16 protein-coding genes are annotated in these 14,990 nt (G+C 61.3%); 11 read left to right on the forward strand and 5 right to left on the reverse strand.

Annotated elements, in window-relative coordinates; genetic code table 11:
- Positions 1-22 precede the first annotated feature (22 nt).
- Positions 23-1,603: a glycosyltransferase family 39 protein gene (locus tag HHJ17_RS12925; RefSeq protein ID WP_296497078.1), complete on the forward strand. Its 1,581-nt coding sequence runs from the start codon at positions 23-25 to the stop codon at positions 1,601-1,603.
- On the opposite strand, the gene HHJ17_RS12930 is transcribed toward HHJ17_RS12925, so the two are convergent.
- From HHJ17_RS12930 to HHJ17_RS12940, 3 genes are all read right to left on the reverse strand, one after another.
- Complete coding sequence (locus HHJ17_RS12930; RefSeq protein WP_296497077.1) at positions 1,532-1,900, reverse strand: GtrA family protein; 369 nt, start codon at positions 1,898-1,900, stop codon at positions 1,532-1,534. The genes HHJ17_RS12925 and HHJ17_RS12930 overlap by 72 nt on opposite strands.
- A complete protein-coding gene (locus HHJ17_RS12935; protein ID WP_296497076.1) occupies positions 1,897-2,913 on the reverse strand; it encodes a glycosyltransferase family 2 protein in 1,017 nt (338 codons plus the stop codon). The genes HHJ17_RS12930 and HHJ17_RS12935 overlap by 4 nt, the downstream gene beginning before the upstream one ends.
- An 88-nt stretch (positions 2,914-3,001) precedes the next feature.
- Positions 3,002-3,325, reverse strand: a complete 324-nt coding sequence (locus HHJ17_RS12940; RefSeq protein WP_296497075.1) for a PsiF family protein — start codon at positions 3,323-3,325, stop codon at positions 3,002-3,004.
- A gap of 137 nt (positions 3,326-3,462) precedes the next feature.
- On the opposite strand from HHJ17_RS12940, the gene argS reads away from it, so the two are divergent.
- The 10 genes from argS to HHJ17_RS12990 all read left to right on the forward strand — a co-directional run bounded on the left by argS (position 3,463) and on the right by HHJ17_RS12990 (position 13,423).
- Entirely contained in the window at positions 3,463-5,148 is a 1,686-nt protein-coding gene (gene argS, locus HHJ17_RS12945; RefSeq protein ID WP_296497074.1) for an arginine--tRNA ligase, read from the forward strand.
- Between the two features lie 29 nt (positions 5,149-5,177).
- Positions 5,178-5,813 carry an SPOR domain-containing protein gene (locus HHJ17_RS12950; protein ID WP_296506070.1) on the forward strand — a complete coding sequence of 212 codons (636 nt, stop codon included), beginning with the start codon at positions 5,178-5,180 and terminating at the stop codon, positions 5,811-5,813.
- Between the two features lie 83 nt (positions 5,814-5,896).
- Positions 5,897-6,544, forward strand: coding sequence for a thiol:disulfide interchange protein DsbA/DsbL (locus HHJ17_RS12955; protein ID WP_296506071.1), 648 nt, complete (start codon positions 5,897-5,899; stop codon positions 6,542-6,544).
- Positions 6,545-6,766: 222 nt separating this feature from the next.
- Complete coding sequence (gene lptA / locus HHJ17_RS12960) at positions 6,767-7,402, forward strand: lipopolysaccharide transport periplasmic protein LptA (protein ID WP_296506072.1); 636 nt, start codon at positions 6,767-6,769, stop codon at positions 7,400-7,402.
- Between the two features lie 17 nt (positions 7,403-7,419).
- Positions 7,420-8,196: an LPS export ABC transporter ATP-binding protein gene (gene lptB, locus HHJ17_RS12965; RefSeq protein WP_296506372.1), complete on the forward strand. Its 777-nt coding sequence runs from the start codon at positions 7,420-7,422 to the stop codon at positions 8,194-8,196.
- A complete protein-coding gene (gene rpoN / locus HHJ17_RS12970) occupies positions 8,197-9,798 on the forward strand; it encodes an RNA polymerase factor sigma-54 (protein WP_296506073.1) in 1,602 nt (533 codons plus the stop codon). It begins immediately after the preceding gene.
- 67 nt (positions 9,799-9,865) lie between these two features.
- The gene (locus tag HHJ17_RS12975; protein ID WP_296506074.1) at positions 9,866-11,110 is read left to right on the forward strand and encodes a THUMP domain-containing protein; all 1,245 of its coding nucleotides are present in this window, start codon (positions 9,866-9,868) and stop codon (positions 11,108-11,110) included.
- Positions 11,107-11,517: a putative toxin-antitoxin system toxin component, PIN family gene (locus HHJ17_RS12980; RefSeq protein ID WP_296497068.1), complete on the forward strand. Its 411-nt coding sequence runs from the start codon at positions 11,107-11,109 to the stop codon at positions 11,515-11,517. Before HHJ17_RS12975 ends, HHJ17_RS12980 begins: the two co-directional genes overlap by 4 nt.
- A gap of 47 nt (positions 11,518-11,564) precedes the next feature.
- Positions 11,565-12,407: a YecA family protein gene (locus HHJ17_RS12985; protein WP_296506075.1), complete on the forward strand. Its 843-nt coding sequence runs from the start codon at positions 11,565-11,567 to the stop codon at positions 12,405-12,407.
- A 113-nt stretch (positions 12,408-12,520) separates the two neighbouring features.
- A complete protein-coding gene (locus HHJ17_RS12990) occupies positions 12,521-13,423 on the forward strand; it encodes a DUF4145 domain-containing protein (protein WP_296506076.1) in 903 nt (300 codons plus the stop codon).
- A gap of 301 nt (positions 13,424-13,724) precedes the next feature.
- On the opposite strand, the gene HHJ17_RS12995 is transcribed toward HHJ17_RS12990, so the two are convergent.
- Together HHJ17_RS12995 and HHJ17_RS13000 are read right to left on the reverse strand one after the other, a co-directional pair.
- A complete protein-coding gene (locus HHJ17_RS12995) occupies positions 13,725-13,931 on the reverse strand; it encodes a dodecin (RefSeq protein ID WP_296498074.1) in 207 nt (68 codons plus the stop codon).
- 148 nt (positions 13,932-14,079) lie between these two features.
- Positions 14,080-14,988: an alpha/beta hydrolase gene (locus HHJ17_RS13000; protein WP_296498070.1), complete on the reverse strand. Its 909-nt coding sequence runs from the start codon at positions 14,986-14,988 to the stop codon at positions 14,080-14,082.
- Between the last annotated feature and the right edge of the window lie 2 nt (positions 14,989-14,990).

Below are 14,990 nucleotides of genomic sequence, written 5' to 3' on the forward strand. Positions count from 1 at the left end.
CCATGCCCGCTAAAATTTGCCAGTGAATAAATCCCTGACCGAACGACAAAAATCCTGGCTGACCCTGGCCCTGCTCTGGCTGGTGCTGCTGCTGATGGCCGCCATGCGGCCGCTGGCCGTGCCCGACGAAGGCCGCTACGGTGAAATTGGTCGCTGGATGCTGCAAAGCGGCGACTGGCTGACGCCGCGCCTCAATGGCCTGCCGTTCTTTCACAAACCACCCTTTTTGTACTGGCTGGAGGCGATCTCGCTGGCCACCTTTGGCGTCAATGAGCTGGCCTTGCGCTTGGTGCCTGCGCTGCACGTCGGCCTGATGCTGATCGTCCTGTACCTGTCGGCGCGCACCATCAGCACCGAGCAAATTGCCCGTCGCGCGGTCATCATGCTGGGCACCAGCCTGACCTTTCTGGTGGGCGGGCAATACATCAACCACGACATGGCGGTGGCCGCCTGGATTGGGGTGGCGATCTGGTGCTTTGCGTTTGCCTTCATGGCCGGGGACAAACCCAATGCCACGCTGGCCCGGCTCGGCTTTGTCGCTTGCGCCTTCGGCATGCTCAGCAAGGGGCTGATCGGCATCGCCTTGCCGGGACTGGTGATTTTTATCTGGCTGCTCTGGACGCGGCAATTCAAAAAAGTGCTGTATCTGCCCTGGCTCAGTGGCCTGGCGCTGTTTGCCGCCATCGCCCTGCCGTGGTTTGTCATGGCCCAGCAAAAGCACCCGCAACTGTTTAATTACATGTTCATTGGCCAGCAGTTCAACCGCTACACCGCGGCCACCTACAACAACCCGCAGCCTTGGTGGTTTTACCTGTTGTCGGTGGTGTTGCTGCTGTTCCCCTGGGTATTTTTTGCCCTGAACCAGGTGCGCCGGCCGCTCACTCAGGCTCCGACTGCGGCACCGCTCATCGCCAAAGCCTGGTGGAGTCTGTGCTGGATCTGGGCCGTGGCCATCATGGCGTTCTTCTCAATCCCCAACTCCAAGCTGATTGGTTATGTGCTGCCGGTGATGCCGGCGCTGGCGCTGTTATCTGCCCTCGGCTGGGAGCGCAGCATGGCGCACCGGGCTCGCGCCGGCAAGATTTTTGCCGCGCTGTGCCTGCTCAACATCGTGGGCGCCCTCGTTTTGATGACCCAGGTGGGCGAGGTCACCCGCACCGGCCGCTCGCAGGACGTGGCCCGCGCCCTGGCCTGTGCGGCGCGCCCCTCGGACACCGTGTATGTATCGGGCGCTTACCCCTACGACCTGCCGTTTTATGCGCAGACCAGCAAACCGCTGGTGGTGCTGGAGAACTGGCCCATGCTGCGCCAGCAGACGGGCGATGGCTGGCAACGCGAGTTGTTTGAAGGCGCTGATTTTGATGCACAGGCGGCCAAGGTATTGCAGTCGCCTGAGGTGCTGCCGCAAGCGGGACTCACGCCGGGCAACTGGTTGGTGGTGAGCACGGGCAATGGCATGGCGGAAGGTCTGGCCGGCTGGAAGCTGTACTTCCAGGGCGCCGGCTGGCTGCTTTACCAGTCGGGGCACCCCTTAGCGGCGGAAGGCCCAAAAGCGGCTGAACACAAAGGTTTGCCCGGCTGCAAAGAGCAGGGCGACAAATAACGCCAGCAGCGCGGGCCAGCCCAGCCCGCGCAACAGCAGCATAAAGACGAGTTCATTACTGGCAAAGCCAGCCAGTGCCGTGATGGCAAACCGGCCCAAACTGGTGCCGACGCTGGTGCCCGCATCCTTGAAGCTCAGCAGCCGGTGGCCGGCAAAGCTGACAAAAAACGCAATCAAAAAACCCAGGGCATTGGCCAGCTCCGCCAGCATCCGGCCTTGGGCCAGCGCAAACACCGCCATGTGCGTGAGGGCGGCGCTGCCGCCGACCGCCAGAAACCAGAAGGTGGACGCGCTCAAAGCAGCGATGTTTCTTGCGCGGGCAAAGACAGCCCAGCACCCGCTGCCGGCACGGCGCCAGTCAGCCCCTGGCCTTCGCGCTGGCTGATCAGGTAGGGCGGACGCTGTTTGACCTCTTCATAAATACGGCCCACATACTCCGCCAGCACGCCGATGGAGAGCAGCTGGATGCCGCTGAAAAACATCATGCCGACCACGATCGTGGCATAGCCCGGGACGGCGTTGCCCCAGACAAAATAATCGATCACCACCCAGCCACCATAGCCGAGCGCGATGGCGGCCAACACCAATCCGACCAGGGTCAAGGCCCGCAACGGGGCAATGGAAAACGCCAGAATGCCGGTCAGTGCCAGCGACAGCGAGCCGCGCAGACCAAAATTGCTCTTGCCATCGGCACGGGGCAGCGGTTGGTAGTCGATGGCGGTGCTGTCAAAGCCAACCCAGGCGTACAGCCCTTTCATGAAGCGGTTGCGTTCGGGCAGGCTTTTCAGGGCGTCCACCACCTTGCGGTCCATCAGCCGGAAATCGCCCGCGTTGGCCGGAATTTGGACCCGGTTGCCGTAATTGACCAGCTTGTAAAACAACCCGGTCAGGCTGACCTGCAGTCCGGACTGGTCGTCGCGCGTTTTGCGCACCGCGTACACCACGTCGGAGCCCTGTCGCCACTTGTGCAGCATCTCGGGCAGCAGTGTCACGGGGTGCTGACCATCGGCATCCATCAAAAAAACCACGTCACCCCGGGTGGCATCAATGCCGGCGGTCAGGGCCGGCTCTTTGCCAAAGTTGCGCGACAGCTTGAGGTAGACCACTTCAGGATGCGCCGCACACAGCGCCTGCATCACCTGGGTCGTGTCATCCCGGCTGCCGTCATCCACCACGATCAGCTCGATGCGATCGCTCAGCGTCGCGAGGGTTGCCAAAATATGAGGCACCACGGTGGCCAGATTGCGTGCTTCGTTGAAGGCAGGAACCACGCAGGAGAGGGAGGGGGACTGAATAGTACGGGTCGTCATGGCTGCATCATGCCAAAAGAAAACCCCGCCCAGCGAAACTGGCGGGGTATTTTTACGGTTGCTGACGCTTTGAAAAGCGTCAGCCGGCTCACTTGCTGAGGCAGTCTTTCATAAAGGCCTTGCGCGCGTCGCCCTTGAGGCTTTGTTCGCCCGCGTCCTTGTTGCAGGCTTTCATCTTGTCTTGCTGGGCAGTTTTTTTGTCGACGCCGGCCGCGGCGGCTGGTTTGGCGCTCAGGCACTCTTTCATGAAAGCCTTGCGTTCATCCCCTTTTTTACCCGCAGCCTCCTGGTTGCACATGCCCATTTTGCTTTGCTGCGGCGTCTTGGCGGTGGCCGCGGGCGCGTCAGCGGCGTGGGCAGCCCCCAGAGAAAGAGAAAGGCCTAGGCTCAGGAGGGTCAAAAACTTCTTCATGGTGCATCCTTTGAAAGGGTTTGGAGGGAATTCCGGACTGGATTCCAGCACACAACGTGCCGCTTGGCAAACCGGATGACAAAGCGTTACCGTTGCGTGAATCGGACAGGCCCGGAGTCCCTCGTAAAATCAGCGGCATGCTGTCTGTAAAAATTGAATTGCTCGAATCCCTGGCGCAAGCCCTGGAAAAACTCCTTCCCGGTGCGGGTGCCAAAGCCGCTTTTGAGTCGCCCAAGGTCGCCGCCCATGGTGACCTGGCCACCACCGCCGCCATGCAACTGGCCAAGCCGCTCAAGCTCAACCCACGTCAACTGGCCGAAAACCTGCGCACCGAGTTGTTGGCGGCCGCGCCGTTTCAACGCTGGGTCGCGGCCATTGACATTGCCGGCCCCGGCTTTATCAATATCAAACTGAAACCCGAAGCCAAGCAGCAGATCGTGCGCGAGGTGCTGGCGCAGGCCACAGCGTTTGGCAAGCAGACCGACACCGGTCACCGCATGCTGGTGGAGTTTGTTTCCGCCAACCCGACCGGCCCGCTGCATGTGGGTCATGGCCGCCAGGCGGCGCTGGGCGACGCCATCTGCAACCTGTTTCAGACCCAGGGCTGGGAGGTGTACCGCGAGTTCTATTACAACGACGCCGGCGTGCAGATCGGCACACTGGCCACCAGCACCCAGCTGCGCGCCAAGGGCTTCAAGCCGGGCGACCCGGAGTGGCCGGAGCTGGCGTACAACGGCGACTACATTGCCGACATTGCCAAGGACTTCTTGGAAAAGAAAACGGTGCGCTCGGACGACCGCGAGTTCACCGCGTCGGGCGACGTCGAGGAACTCGATGACATCCGCCTGTTCGCCGTGGCGTATTTGCGCCATGAGCAAGACCTGGACCTGAAGGCGTTTGCCGTCCAGTTTGACAACTATTACCTGGAATCCAGCCTGTACCTGAGCGGCAAGGTCGATGACGTCGTGAAGAAACTGCACGACGCTGGCAAGACCTACGAACATGACGGCGCCCTCTGGCTCAAGTCCACCGAGTATGGCGACGACAAAGACCGGGTCATGCGCAAGGGCGACGGCAGCTACACCTACTTTGTGCCCGATGTGGCGTATCACATCACCAAATGGGAACGCGGCTTCGAGAAGGTGGTCAACATCCAGGGCACCGACCACCACGGCACCATCGCCCGCGTGCGCGCCGGCCTGCAGGCCGCCAACGTCGGCATCCCGCAAGGCTACCCGGACTACGTGCTGCACACCATGGTGCGCGTCGTCAAGGGTGGCGAGGAGGTCAAAATTTCCAAGCGCGCCGGCAGCTACGTGACGCTGCGTGACCTGATCGAATGGACCAGCAAGGACGCGGTCCGGTTCTTTTTGCTCAGCCGCAAGCCCGACACCGAATACACCTTTGACGTCGACCTGGCGATTGCCAAGAACAACGACAACCCGGTCTATTACGTGCAGTACGCCCACGCCCGGATTTGTTCGGTATTGGCGGCCTGGCGCGAGAAGGACGGCGGTGAGGTGGCCAGCCTGCAGCAAGCCGACCTGTCGCCGCTGCAAAGCCCGCAGGCCCTTGCGCTCATGCTGCTGCTGGCCAAATACCCCGACATGCTGACCGCTGCGGCCGTGGACTTTGCGCCGCACGACGTTACGTTCTATCTGCGCGAACTGGCCGCCTGCTACCACAGTTATTACGATGCCGAGCGCATTCTGGTGGACGACGAAGTCGTCAAACGGGCTCGGTTGGCGCTGGTCGCGGCGACGGCGCAGGTGTTGCACAATGGGTTGGCAGTGCTGGGCGTGAGTGCCCCGCAAAAAATGTAAAACAAGCTTGAGAGACTGAGGTTTAGCGCATGAAACAGCAACGCGGCGGAACCATTCTGGGGTTCATTATTGGCGTGGTGGTCGGACTCGGGGCGGCGCTGGCGGTTGCCGTCTACGTCACCAAAGTGCCTATTCCGTTTGTCAACCGGGGTGCCAGTCGGACGGCCGACCAGGATGCCGCGGAGGTCAAAAGAAACAAAGACTGGGATCCCAACACCCCCTTGTACGGCAAAAACCCGGTTCGCCCTGTGACGCCCGCGCCTGAACCGGCGGTGCCGGCGACCGACCCTGTGGCCGTGCCGGCCGCGAAGCCAGCGGTCGTCGCGCCGGCGGCGGCGGTTCCCCCTAAAGCGGCGGCCAAACCCGCGGTGTCGGCCGATCCTTTGGGCGATCTGGCCAAAGCGCGTGCCTCAAGCGCCACGGTCGAGCCGTTTTCTTACTTCGTGCAGGTCGGCGCCTTCCGGACCCCGGAAGACGCGGAGAGCCAGCGGGCCAAGTTATCGCTCGGCGGCGTCGAAGCCAAAGTGACCGAGCGTGAACAGGCCGGTCGCACCGTGTTCCGGGTGCGCGTGGGTCCCTTTGACAAAAAGGAAGAGGCCGACAAAGCCAAGGAGAAACTGGAAGCAGCGGGCATGGAAACAGCCCTGGTTCGCGTGCAACGGTAGTTTGCTAACGTCGGGGTACGGAACGGCTTGACGAACTTTTTCAAGTTGGCTCGGTCTGATTCATTTAACAGGAGTGTTTAAAGATGAAGCGTCGTGATTTTTCTCTGGTCTGCAGTGCTTTGGCAGGTGCGGCTTTTATTCAGTCACCGGCACTGGCGCAGGTCAAGCCGCCCGTCGCGGGCACGGACTATTTACTGGTGGAAAAACGCGCTGCCGTCGAGGCGCCCGCTGGCAAAATTGAAGTGGTCGAGTTTTTTTGGTACAGCTGCCCGCACTGCAATGTGTTCGAGCCAACCTTTGATGCCTGGCGCAAGCGCGCCCCCAAAGACCTCGTCGTGCGCCGGGTTCCGGTCGCTTTCCAGGATAGTTTTGTGCCGCAGCAGCGCTTGTTCTACGCCCTGGAGGCCATGGGTTTGGTCGACAAGCTGCACAGCAAGGTGTTCGCCGCCATCCACGTTGAAAAGCAAAACCTGAGCCAGGGTGACGCGATTGCCGACTGGGTGGCCAAGCAGGGCGTAGACAAAGCCAAGTTCCTGGAGCAGTACAACTCGTTCTCGGTCTCGACCAAGGTGGCGCGTGGCACCCAGCTGCAGAATGCCTACAAGGTCGAAGGCGTTCCGTCGCTGGGCGTGGCGGGACGTTTCTATACCGACGGCACACTGGCCAAGAGCCTGGACCGTGCGTTGGCGATTGTCGAATTTCTGGCCGCACAAATCCGCAGCGGACATTGAGCGTCACGCTCAATCGCGTTGGCCGGGCGCATGCGCCGTTGCGATAGCGCAAGCGCGAGTCACTGATCCAGCGCAAGATAGAACCGTCATTTGCGCGTCACGTACCGACGGAGTTCGATCTGGCCGAGCGGCGCCCCGGCCGAAGAGCGGTGCGGGGCGGCAGACCCGGCTGCTGGTCGTTACAATCAAAAAACAAGACGTTAACGCAAGATTCGTGCCTTTATGAAATCACCCCTTTCTCATTTGTTTTTGATCGCGGCCCTGGCCCTGTCCGGGGGCCTCGCCTGCGCGGAAAAGGCCGATCGCAACAAGCCCATGAATGTGGAGTCCGATGCCCTGCGCTACGACGATTTGAAGCAGACCAGCATCTTCACCGGGCGGGTGATTTTGACCAAAGGCACGATCCTGATCCGGGGCGCCAAGATCGACGTGCGCCAGGATGCGGACGGCTACCAGTTTGGCGTGGTGACCGCCGAGCCGGGCAAGCTCGCCTTCTACCGGCAAAAGCGCGAAGCGGTGGACGAGTTCATTGAGGGCGAAGGCGAAGTGATTGAGTACGACAGCAAGGCAGATACCGTGAAGTTCATCACCCGGGCGCAGCTGCGCCGTTACCGGGGCCCCAATCTGAATGACGAGTTCACCGGTGGGGTGATTCTGTACAACAACACAACCGATATTTTCACGGTCGATGGCACCGTGGCCAAGAGCAGTCCGGGCGCCCCGGCCGGCCGGGTGCGGGCCATGCTGACGCCGGCACCGGACGCGGCCGCAACGGCCCCGGCTGGCGGCGCCAGCAAGCCGCCAACGCCGGGCCCGGTGCTGCGCGACTCGACCCGGCTTGAGGGAGAGAAAAAGTGACGCAAGACCTGCCTGTCATGGAAACGCCGCCCCGGCTGGAGTCCGACCACGACGAGAGCCGGCTGGAGGTCAGTCACCTGCAGAAGTTTTATGGCAGCCGCAAGGCGGTCAAAGACGTGTCGCTGGTGGTGCGCAAGGGCGAGGTCGTCGGCCTGCTGGGGCCGAACGGCGCCGGTAAAACCACCTCGTTCTACATGATTGTCGGGTTGGTGCATGCCACGGCCGGGGACATCACGATTGACGGCCAGTCGGTGGCGCACATGCCGATTCACCGGCGAGCCCGGCTCGGACTGAGCTATTTGCCGCAGGAAGCCTCCATTTTCCGCAAACTCAATGTTGAGGAAAACGTGCGGGCGGTGCTGGAGTTGCAGCAGGACGAACTGGGCAAACCGCTGGCCAAAGCCGAGCTGGAGAAGCGGCTGACCGGTCTGTTGCAGGACCTGCGCGTGGACCACCTGCGCGAAACGCCGGCGCTGGCCTTGTCCGGCGGCGAGCGCCGCCGGGTCGAGATTGCGCGGGCGCTGGCGACCCAGCCGCGCTTCATTCTGCTGGACGAACCGTTTGCCGGCATTGACCCGATTGCCGTGATCGAGATTCAGCGCATCATCAGTTTCCTGAAAAACCGGGGCATCGGGGTGCTGATCACCGACCACAACGTGCGTGAAACCCTGGGTATTTGTGACCACGCCTACATCATCAGCGATGGCACCGTGCTGGCCCAAGGCACACCGTCCGAGATCGTCAATGACGCCGAAGTGCGTCGGGTCTATCTCGGCGAACACTTTAAGATGTAGATGAAGCAAGGCCTGTCACTTCGTGTTTCGCAGCAGCTGGCGCTGACGCCGCAGTTGCAGCAATCGATCCGGCTGTTGCAGTTGTCGACGCTGGAGCTCAGCCAGGAAGTGGACCAGATGCTGGATGACAACCCGTTTCTGGAGCAGAACGCGGACGAGCCGCCACGCGAGGAGTTCGGTCTGCCGCAAGCCGACACGCCGGTGCGCAATGACGATCTGGCGGCCGAATCTGCTACAAATTCAATAGCTGAGTACGCAGGCGAGACAAGGGTTACCGTCGAAAATGACTCAGAAGTCACACCGCTGTCGGCGGACGACGGCCAAAGCTGGGAGGGCGACGGCAGCGCCACCCTGTCGCCGGACGACAGCGAGTGGGGCGGCGACGCCAAACCCAGCAGCAACAACCTGAACGGCACTGACGACGCGGACATCACCGACCTGGCCAGCAGCCAGCAGTCGCTGCAAAGCTACCTGCACCGGCAGGCACTGGCCTTTCACCTGAGTGAAGAAGACCGGGCCGCCCTGCGGTTCTTGATCGAATCGCTGAATGACGATGGTTATCTGGAAGACACGCTGACCTCGCTGGCCGAGGGACTGGCGGGTGAGGATACCGAGCAGGTCGAACAACTGGTGCACCATTTCACCGTGGCCTTGTCGCTGCTGCAAAGCCTGGAGCCGGCTGGCGTCGGGGCGCAGAGCCTGGCCGAGTGCCTGCGTCTGCAGTTGCAGGCACTGCTGGCACAGAGTGCGGCGGACCCGGTGCCGAAGCCCCTGATGGCGGTGGCTAAAGTGGCCCTGCGCATTTGCGCCCAACCGATGGACCTGCTGGCCCGGCGCGACATCAAGCGGCTGGTGCAGCTCACTGGCGCGCCTGACGCCGCCGTGCGCGAAGCCATTGCCCTGATTGCCCGGCTCGAGCCCAAGCCGGGCCGCCGTTTTGTCGATGTCGAGCGCAACATCGTGGTGCCGGATGTGCTGGTGGTCAAGGTTGGCAAGGGGGCTGCAGCCAAGTTTCAGGTGCGCCTCAACACCGAGGTGATGCCGCGCCTGCGGGTGCATGACATTTACGCCAACGCCCTCAAGCAGCACAAGGGCGGCGGCAACGACGCCGCCAACCATGCCGCGCTGCAGCAGCGCCTGCAAGAAGCGCGCTGGTTCATCAAGAACATCCAGCAGCGCTTTGACACCATTCTGCGCGTCAGCAACGCCATCGTCGAGCGGCAAAAGAGCTTCTTCACCCATGGCGAGCTGGCCATGCGCCCACTGGTGCTGCGCGAGATTGCCGATGAACTGGGCCTGCACGAGTCGACCATCAGCCGGGTCACCACCGCCAAGTACATGGCAACGCCGTTTGGCACCTTTGAGCTCAAGTATTTCTTTGGCTCGGGCCTCGGCACCGACTCGGGCGGCAACGCCTCCAGCACGGCGGTGCGGGCGCTGATCAAGCAATTTATCGGCGCCGAGAGCGAGAAAAAGCCGCTCAGCGACAATCAGATTTCCGAAATGCTCAAAGAACAGGGCATCGACTGTGCCCGGCGCACCGTCGCCAAATACCGCGAGGGGCTGCGAATTGCCCCTGCTTCCTTGAGAAAAGCGCTGTAATACGCGTTGACTACCGCCGGCCCGCATCCTTGCGCGGCCGGTTTTTGACCCCATTGAGACAATTCAAGTGAACCAACTTCAATTATTTTTACCCTGCGCCGCCGGCGTGGAAGATTACCTGGAGCCCGAGGTGCTGCGCATCACCGGCTTGCCACCGGGCTGCGTCACCAAGCAGCGTGGCGGCGTGGCGGTGCGCACCTCACTGGCGCATGCGATGCTGCTCAACCTCTACAGCCGGCTGGCCCAGCGCGTGCTGGTGCTGCTGTCGTTCACCGAGTACCGCAGCGAGCAGGACCTGTACCGTGCCGCCAGCGAAGTGCCGTGGGAGCGCTGGTTCACCCCGAAAGAGAGCATCAAGGTCGAAGTGACGGCGCAGCACAGCCCGCTGACCTCGCTCAACTTTGCCGCGCTCAAGATCAAGGACGCCGTGTGCGACCGCTTCCGCGCCACCGCCGGCGGCGTGCGCCCGGACGTCAACACCCAGTGGCCCGATGTGCGTATCTACACCCACCTGACCACCGACCACTGCTCGATCTACATCGACACCTCAGGTGAGCCGCTGTTCAAGCGCGGCTGGCGCGAAGACAAGGGCGACGCGCCCTTGAAAGAAACGCTGGCCGCCGCCATGCTCGCCGCCAGCGGCTGGATGGAGGGCGAGGACGACCTGCTGCCGCTGTACGACCCCTGCTGCGGCAGCGGCACGATTGCGATTGAAGCGGCGCAGATGGCCTGCAACATCGCCGCCGGCTCATTGCGCCACTTTGCCTTTGAGAAGTATTTGCCGTTTCGCCGCGCCGACTGGGACGCCATGAAAAAAGAAGCGAAGGAGGCCGAGGTGGTGCGGGAGCCCGACCAGCACCCGATTATTTTTGGCAGCGATGTGTCGCACCGGATGGTCGACTTTGCCCAGCGCAACGCCGAACGCGCCGGGGTCGCCGACGTCATCGAGTTTCGCGGTGGCGATGCCTTGCAACGGATGCCGCCCGTGGAAGGCCCGGGCGTGATGATGCTCAATCCACCCTATGGCGAGCGGATCGAAGTGGCGGGTATCGCCGGCAGCGCCGCCCAGGAAGGCCGCTTTGGCGCCCGCGAGTTGCCGCAGCTTGAGGAAGGTGTTGAGTTTTTCAGCCAGCTGGCCGCTCACTGGAAGAAAAACTACCCCAACTGGACCGCCTGGGTGCTGACGCCCGACCTGAAACTGCCGAGCAAAATGCGCCTGAAAGAATCGCGCCGCGTGCCGATGTGGAACGGCCCGATCGAGTGCCGCATGTTCCGCTTTGACATGGTGAAGGGCTCGGCGCGGACCAAATGATCGTCCTCGACACCAACATCGTGCTGGACGCCTTCCTCTTCCATGACCCGGCCACCTTGCCGCTCAAAGCGGCGCTGGCCAGCCAGCAATTCCAGTGGATCAGCACACAGCCGATGCGCGATGAGCTGGAACGGGTGCTGGCCTACCCCAAGATCGTCGTGCGGCTGGCGTTCTACCAACGCAGCGCCGCCGAGGTGCTGGCCCAGTTCGATGCGCAGGCACAGTTGGTCGAGGTGGCGCCCAAGGCCAGCGTGACCTGCAGCGACCCGGATGACCAGAAGTTCATCGATCTGGCCGTGGCCCACCAGGCCACGCTGTTGAGCAAGGACAACGCCGTGCTTTGCATGGCTAAACGGTTGCTAGCCCTTGATGTGCATGCGTATAAAGCTATTAAGTTGGTAGCATGAGGCGGTCGACACCGGTTGCGGCCCCGCGGGCAGGGCAAAATAGAGGGATGAACCAAGACTTGACCCCCATCCCTGTGGACCCTTTAGACGGATCGCCCATCCTCACGCCCGCCGCCCTGAGCCCGGACGAGTTTGACGAAATTGACGCCATCCTGGACGAGCTGCGCACCCGCTACGACGAAACGCCGCAGTGGGAATTTTGCGAAGGCTTCATGGCGGCGCTGATCTGCTGCCGTCGCCCGATCCCGGCTTCCGAATACCTGCCCGTGCTGCTGGCGGTGGGCTCGGAAGATGCAACAGGCGAAGAAGACGAAGGCTCGTTTGCCGACGCCGCCCAGCAGATGCGCTTTACCGAGTTGTGGACGCGGCGCTGGAACGAAGTGGCCGAGGCCCTCAACACCAAGGTCGAGGCGCTGGACGATGAGGCCGCCTACGAACCCGAAGTGATGGACGTGCGTGGCGCGATTGCAGCCTTGCCGGAAGAGGAACGCGCCGAGATGGGCGATGACGCCTTGCCCGCCTTCGCTCAGGTGTGGGCGCTGGGTTTCATGTTTGCCGTCGAGGCTTGGCCCGAAGAATGGGCTGCACCGCGCGACAAGGCCGCCGTCAAGTGGCTCAATGGCGCGCTGGACGCCATCGTTGCCCTGACCGAGGACGATACCGACACCCCAACCCTGTCCGTGTTTGATGAGGAAGGCCCGCCCAGCCTCAGCCTGAACCGCCTGAATAATTTTGCCGATGCCGTCTGGGCGGTCTACGACCTGCACGAACTGTGGCGCACCTTCGGCCCGCGTGTGCCAACCCTGCACAAGGTGGTGACACCGGGCCGCAACGACCCGTGTTCTTGCGGAAGCGGCAAGAAATACAAGAAGTGCTGCGGCATGGCGTGAAGGCAGCAGCGGCCGGGGCTTGAATGCCTCGGCTTGGCCGCTCCTATGGTCCGTTCTATTTACAGCCCCCGTGTTATTTGAACGGGGTCGATCATTTCAACTAGGCTGATGATATGGCGGATTCCGTTCTAAAGACAAACTGTAGAACTTGTGGCCTGCGAACGCGGCACAAAATTTTATTTTCGCTGGAAAAGAAAGGCGATGCCGACTTCTACAACGAATTAGACACTTGGCAGACTCTTGAATGTCTAGGGTGTGAGACAGTTGGGTTTCGGCACCGGTATGACGATTTTGAGAAAGTCAAAGAATCACTAAGCGGTAAGGCAACCCACGAGATCAAGATCAATCTGTTCCCTAAGACCGTGATCGGGCACCGAAAGCTGCAGTACCTATACGCGGTTCCCGCAGTTATAAGAAAGGTGTATACGCAAACGTTAGCTTCGTACGCTGGCGATGCCTCCATCATTGCAAGTATTGGGTTACGTGCGACGATAGAAGCGGTGTGCAATCATCTAAAGATTTCAGGAACGTCTCTTGAAAAGCGCATTGACTTGCTGTTCAAAAATGGCAGCATATCCAGCAGTGACAAAAAGAGACTGCACGCCATTCGATTCTTGGGCAATGACGCGGCTCACGAAATTCTAGAGCCTAAAGAAACCGAACTGCGGGTCGCTTTTGAAATTATTGAGCATCTGATTAATTCGGTTTTCATACTTGAGTACCGTGCAAAAAGGTTGGATATTCCAGTCGATACCTATGCAGAATTTCTCAGCCTTGTGGAAGATTGCGCAGGTAATTCGACGGCTCAATCCGCGGAAAGTCTCCCCAGCATTTTGGGCCGACACAGGAGACGACTTGGGTCGGAATTGTTGGAGTTTGAGACAAGGCTGGGTTCTCAGATCACAGCAGGTGAAATTGCTTTCCTCAAGCTAGATTCTGTGCAAACCATCGACGGAAAAGCCGTTCAGCTATATCTTGTGGATCATGAGGCTTTGACAGACGACATCCCTTTCTAAATCTCTCCATGCTACAAACTGTCGGACACTGAGGTGGCGCATGTCGGGAGGATTACGATTTGGAATATTGCCACACGGGCCCCTATGTCAGCATTGGGCTCTCGATTTCCAAGTTCTCAGAATCGACCGCTCCGGGGAGCGAATCAAGGCTCGAACCAGCCGCATCAATCCAACCCATTGCGCGTGACTGCTGGAGGCCAAGAAACGCGGCGGCAAAGGAATGCGGAACGACCGCAACTGTGAAGGGGTCAACGCACAGGATCGCGGCACACGCCGCGATCCTTTCCATGCGTGATGGCAGCTATTCCAGCGTGAATCCGACCTTCAGGGAAACTTGCCAGTGCGCCACCTTGCCATCGACCACATGGCCACGCGTCTCGGTGATGGTGAACCACTGGATGTTCCTTACCGTCTCATGCGCCTTGGCGATGGCGGTACTCACGGCATCTTCAATACTGACGCTGGAAGAGCCGGTCAGTTCAAGCAGCTTGTAGACATGGTTGCTCATTGCATTACTCCCAAGAGTTAGTCGGCCTAGTCGACGAAATCTTACGCGGTTTGCGTGGGAACTACAAACCGGGCAAAAGGCCACGCGCCGCCCAATCGTCCATGACGACGCCCGGCACCAAGCCGCAAATGGGGGCCGACCGGAAGGCCTATTGGCCGTGCCTAAAAAAATCAAGCAGCGCCGCCGCCGTGGCCTGCGGCAATTCTTCCGGGATGAAGTGCCCGGCCGGCAGGGTCTGCCCCGTCACGGTGCCCGCGCATTGCGCCTGCCAGAGTTCATGCGGTTTGAACAACTGGTGCACCACGCCGCGTTCGCCCCACAGCACCAGCATGTCGCACGCAATCTGGTCGCCTCGGGCGCGGCTTTCGCGGTCGTGCGTCAGGTCGATGCCGGCGCTGGCGCGGTAGTCTTCGCATTGGCTGTGGACGGTGGCGGGCTGGCTGAAGCAGTGTTCGTACTCGGCCAGCGCCGCCAGTTCGATGTGGTCCAGGCCGCCTGCGCCCCAGCCGCCGAGCTTGGCGTGCAGATAGGCCAGCGGGTTGCAGTTGATCATGGTCTCGGGCAGGGGCGCGGGCTGGATCAGGTGAAACCAGTGGTAGTAGGCGCGGGCAAAGGCGAAGTCCGTTGCGTTGTACATGTCGAGTGTGGGCGCGATGTCGATCACGCACAGCCGGCGCACGCGCTGCGGGTGATCGGTCGCCAGCCGGTGCGCGACGCGCCCGCCGCGGTCATGGCCGCACAGATCGAAGGTGTCAAGCCCGAGCGCGTCCATCACGGCCACCATGTCCTGCGCCAGGGTGCGCTTGCTGTAGTTGCTGTGGTCCGGCAAGCCGGCGGGCTTGGCGGAGTCGCCATAGCCGCGCAAATCCGGCATCACCAGATAAAAATCCCTCTGCAACTGCTGCGCCACCCGGTGCCACATGACATGGCTTTGCGGAAAGCCGTGCAGCAACAGCAGGGCCGGCCGGTCGCCCGGCAGGCCGCTTGAGACCCGTGCGTAAATCTGCGCGCCATCGACCTCGAAGTGACGGATTTCAAACCCTTCAAACCAGTGCATGG

Origin of the sequence: Rhodoferax sp. (genome assembly GCF_012927445.1) — a bacterium.
GTDB lineage: Bacteria > Pseudomonadota > Gammaproteobacteria > Burkholderiales > Burkholderiaceae_C > Rhodoferax.

Bases quoted from the DNA above. Each gene is read 5' to 3' on its own strand.
- HHJ17_RS12935 (WP_296497076.1), bottom strand. From the start codon at position 2,913: ATGACGACCCGTACTATTCAGTCCCCCTCCCTCTCCTGCGTGGTTCCT.
- HHJ17_RS12940 (WP_296497075.1), bottom strand. From the start codon at position 3,325: ATGAAGAAGTTTTTGACCCTCCTGAGCCTAGGCCTTTCTCTTTCTCTG.
- argS (WP_296497074.1), top strand. From the start codon at position 3,463: ATGCTGTCTGTAAAAATTGAATTGCTCGAATCCCTGGCGCAAGCCCTG.
- HHJ17_RS12950 (WP_296506070.1), top strand. From the start codon at position 5,178: ATGAAACAGCAACGCGGCGGAACCATTCTGGGGTTCATTATTGGCGTG.
- HHJ17_RS12955 (WP_296506071.1), top strand. From the start codon at position 5,897: ATGAAGCGTCGTGATTTTTCTCTGGTCTGCAGTGCTTTGGCAGGTGCG.
- lptA (WP_296506072.1), top strand. From the start codon at position 6,767: ATGAAATCACCCCTTTCTCATTTGTTTTTGATCGCGGCCCTGGCCCTG.
- lptB (WP_296506372.1), top strand. From the start codon at position 7,420: ATGGAAACGCCGCCCCGGCTGGAGTCCGACCACGACGAGAGCCGGCTG.
- rpoN (WP_296506073.1), top strand. From the start codon at position 8,197: ATGAAGCAAGGCCTGTCACTTCGTGTTTCGCAGCAGCTGGCGCTGACG.
- HHJ17_RS12980 (WP_296497068.1), top strand. From the start codon at position 11,107: ATGATCGTCCTCGACACCAACATCGTGCTGGACGCCTTCCTCTTCCAT.
- HHJ17_RS12985 (WP_296506075.1), top strand. From the start codon at position 11,565: ATGAACCAAGACTTGACCCCCATCCCTGTGGACCCTTTAGACGGATCG.
- HHJ17_RS12990 (WP_296506076.1), top strand. From the start codon at position 12,521: ATGGCGGATTCCGTTCTAAAGACAAACTGTAGAACTTGTGGCCTGCGA.
- HHJ17_RS12995 (WP_296498074.1), bottom strand. From the start codon at position 13,931: ATGAGCAACCATGTCTACAAGCTGCTTGAACTGACCGGCTCTTCCAGC.
- HHJ17_RS13000 (WP_296498070.1), bottom strand. From the start codon at position 14,988: ATGCACTGGTTTGAAGGGTTTGAAATCCGTCACTTCGAGGTCGATGGC.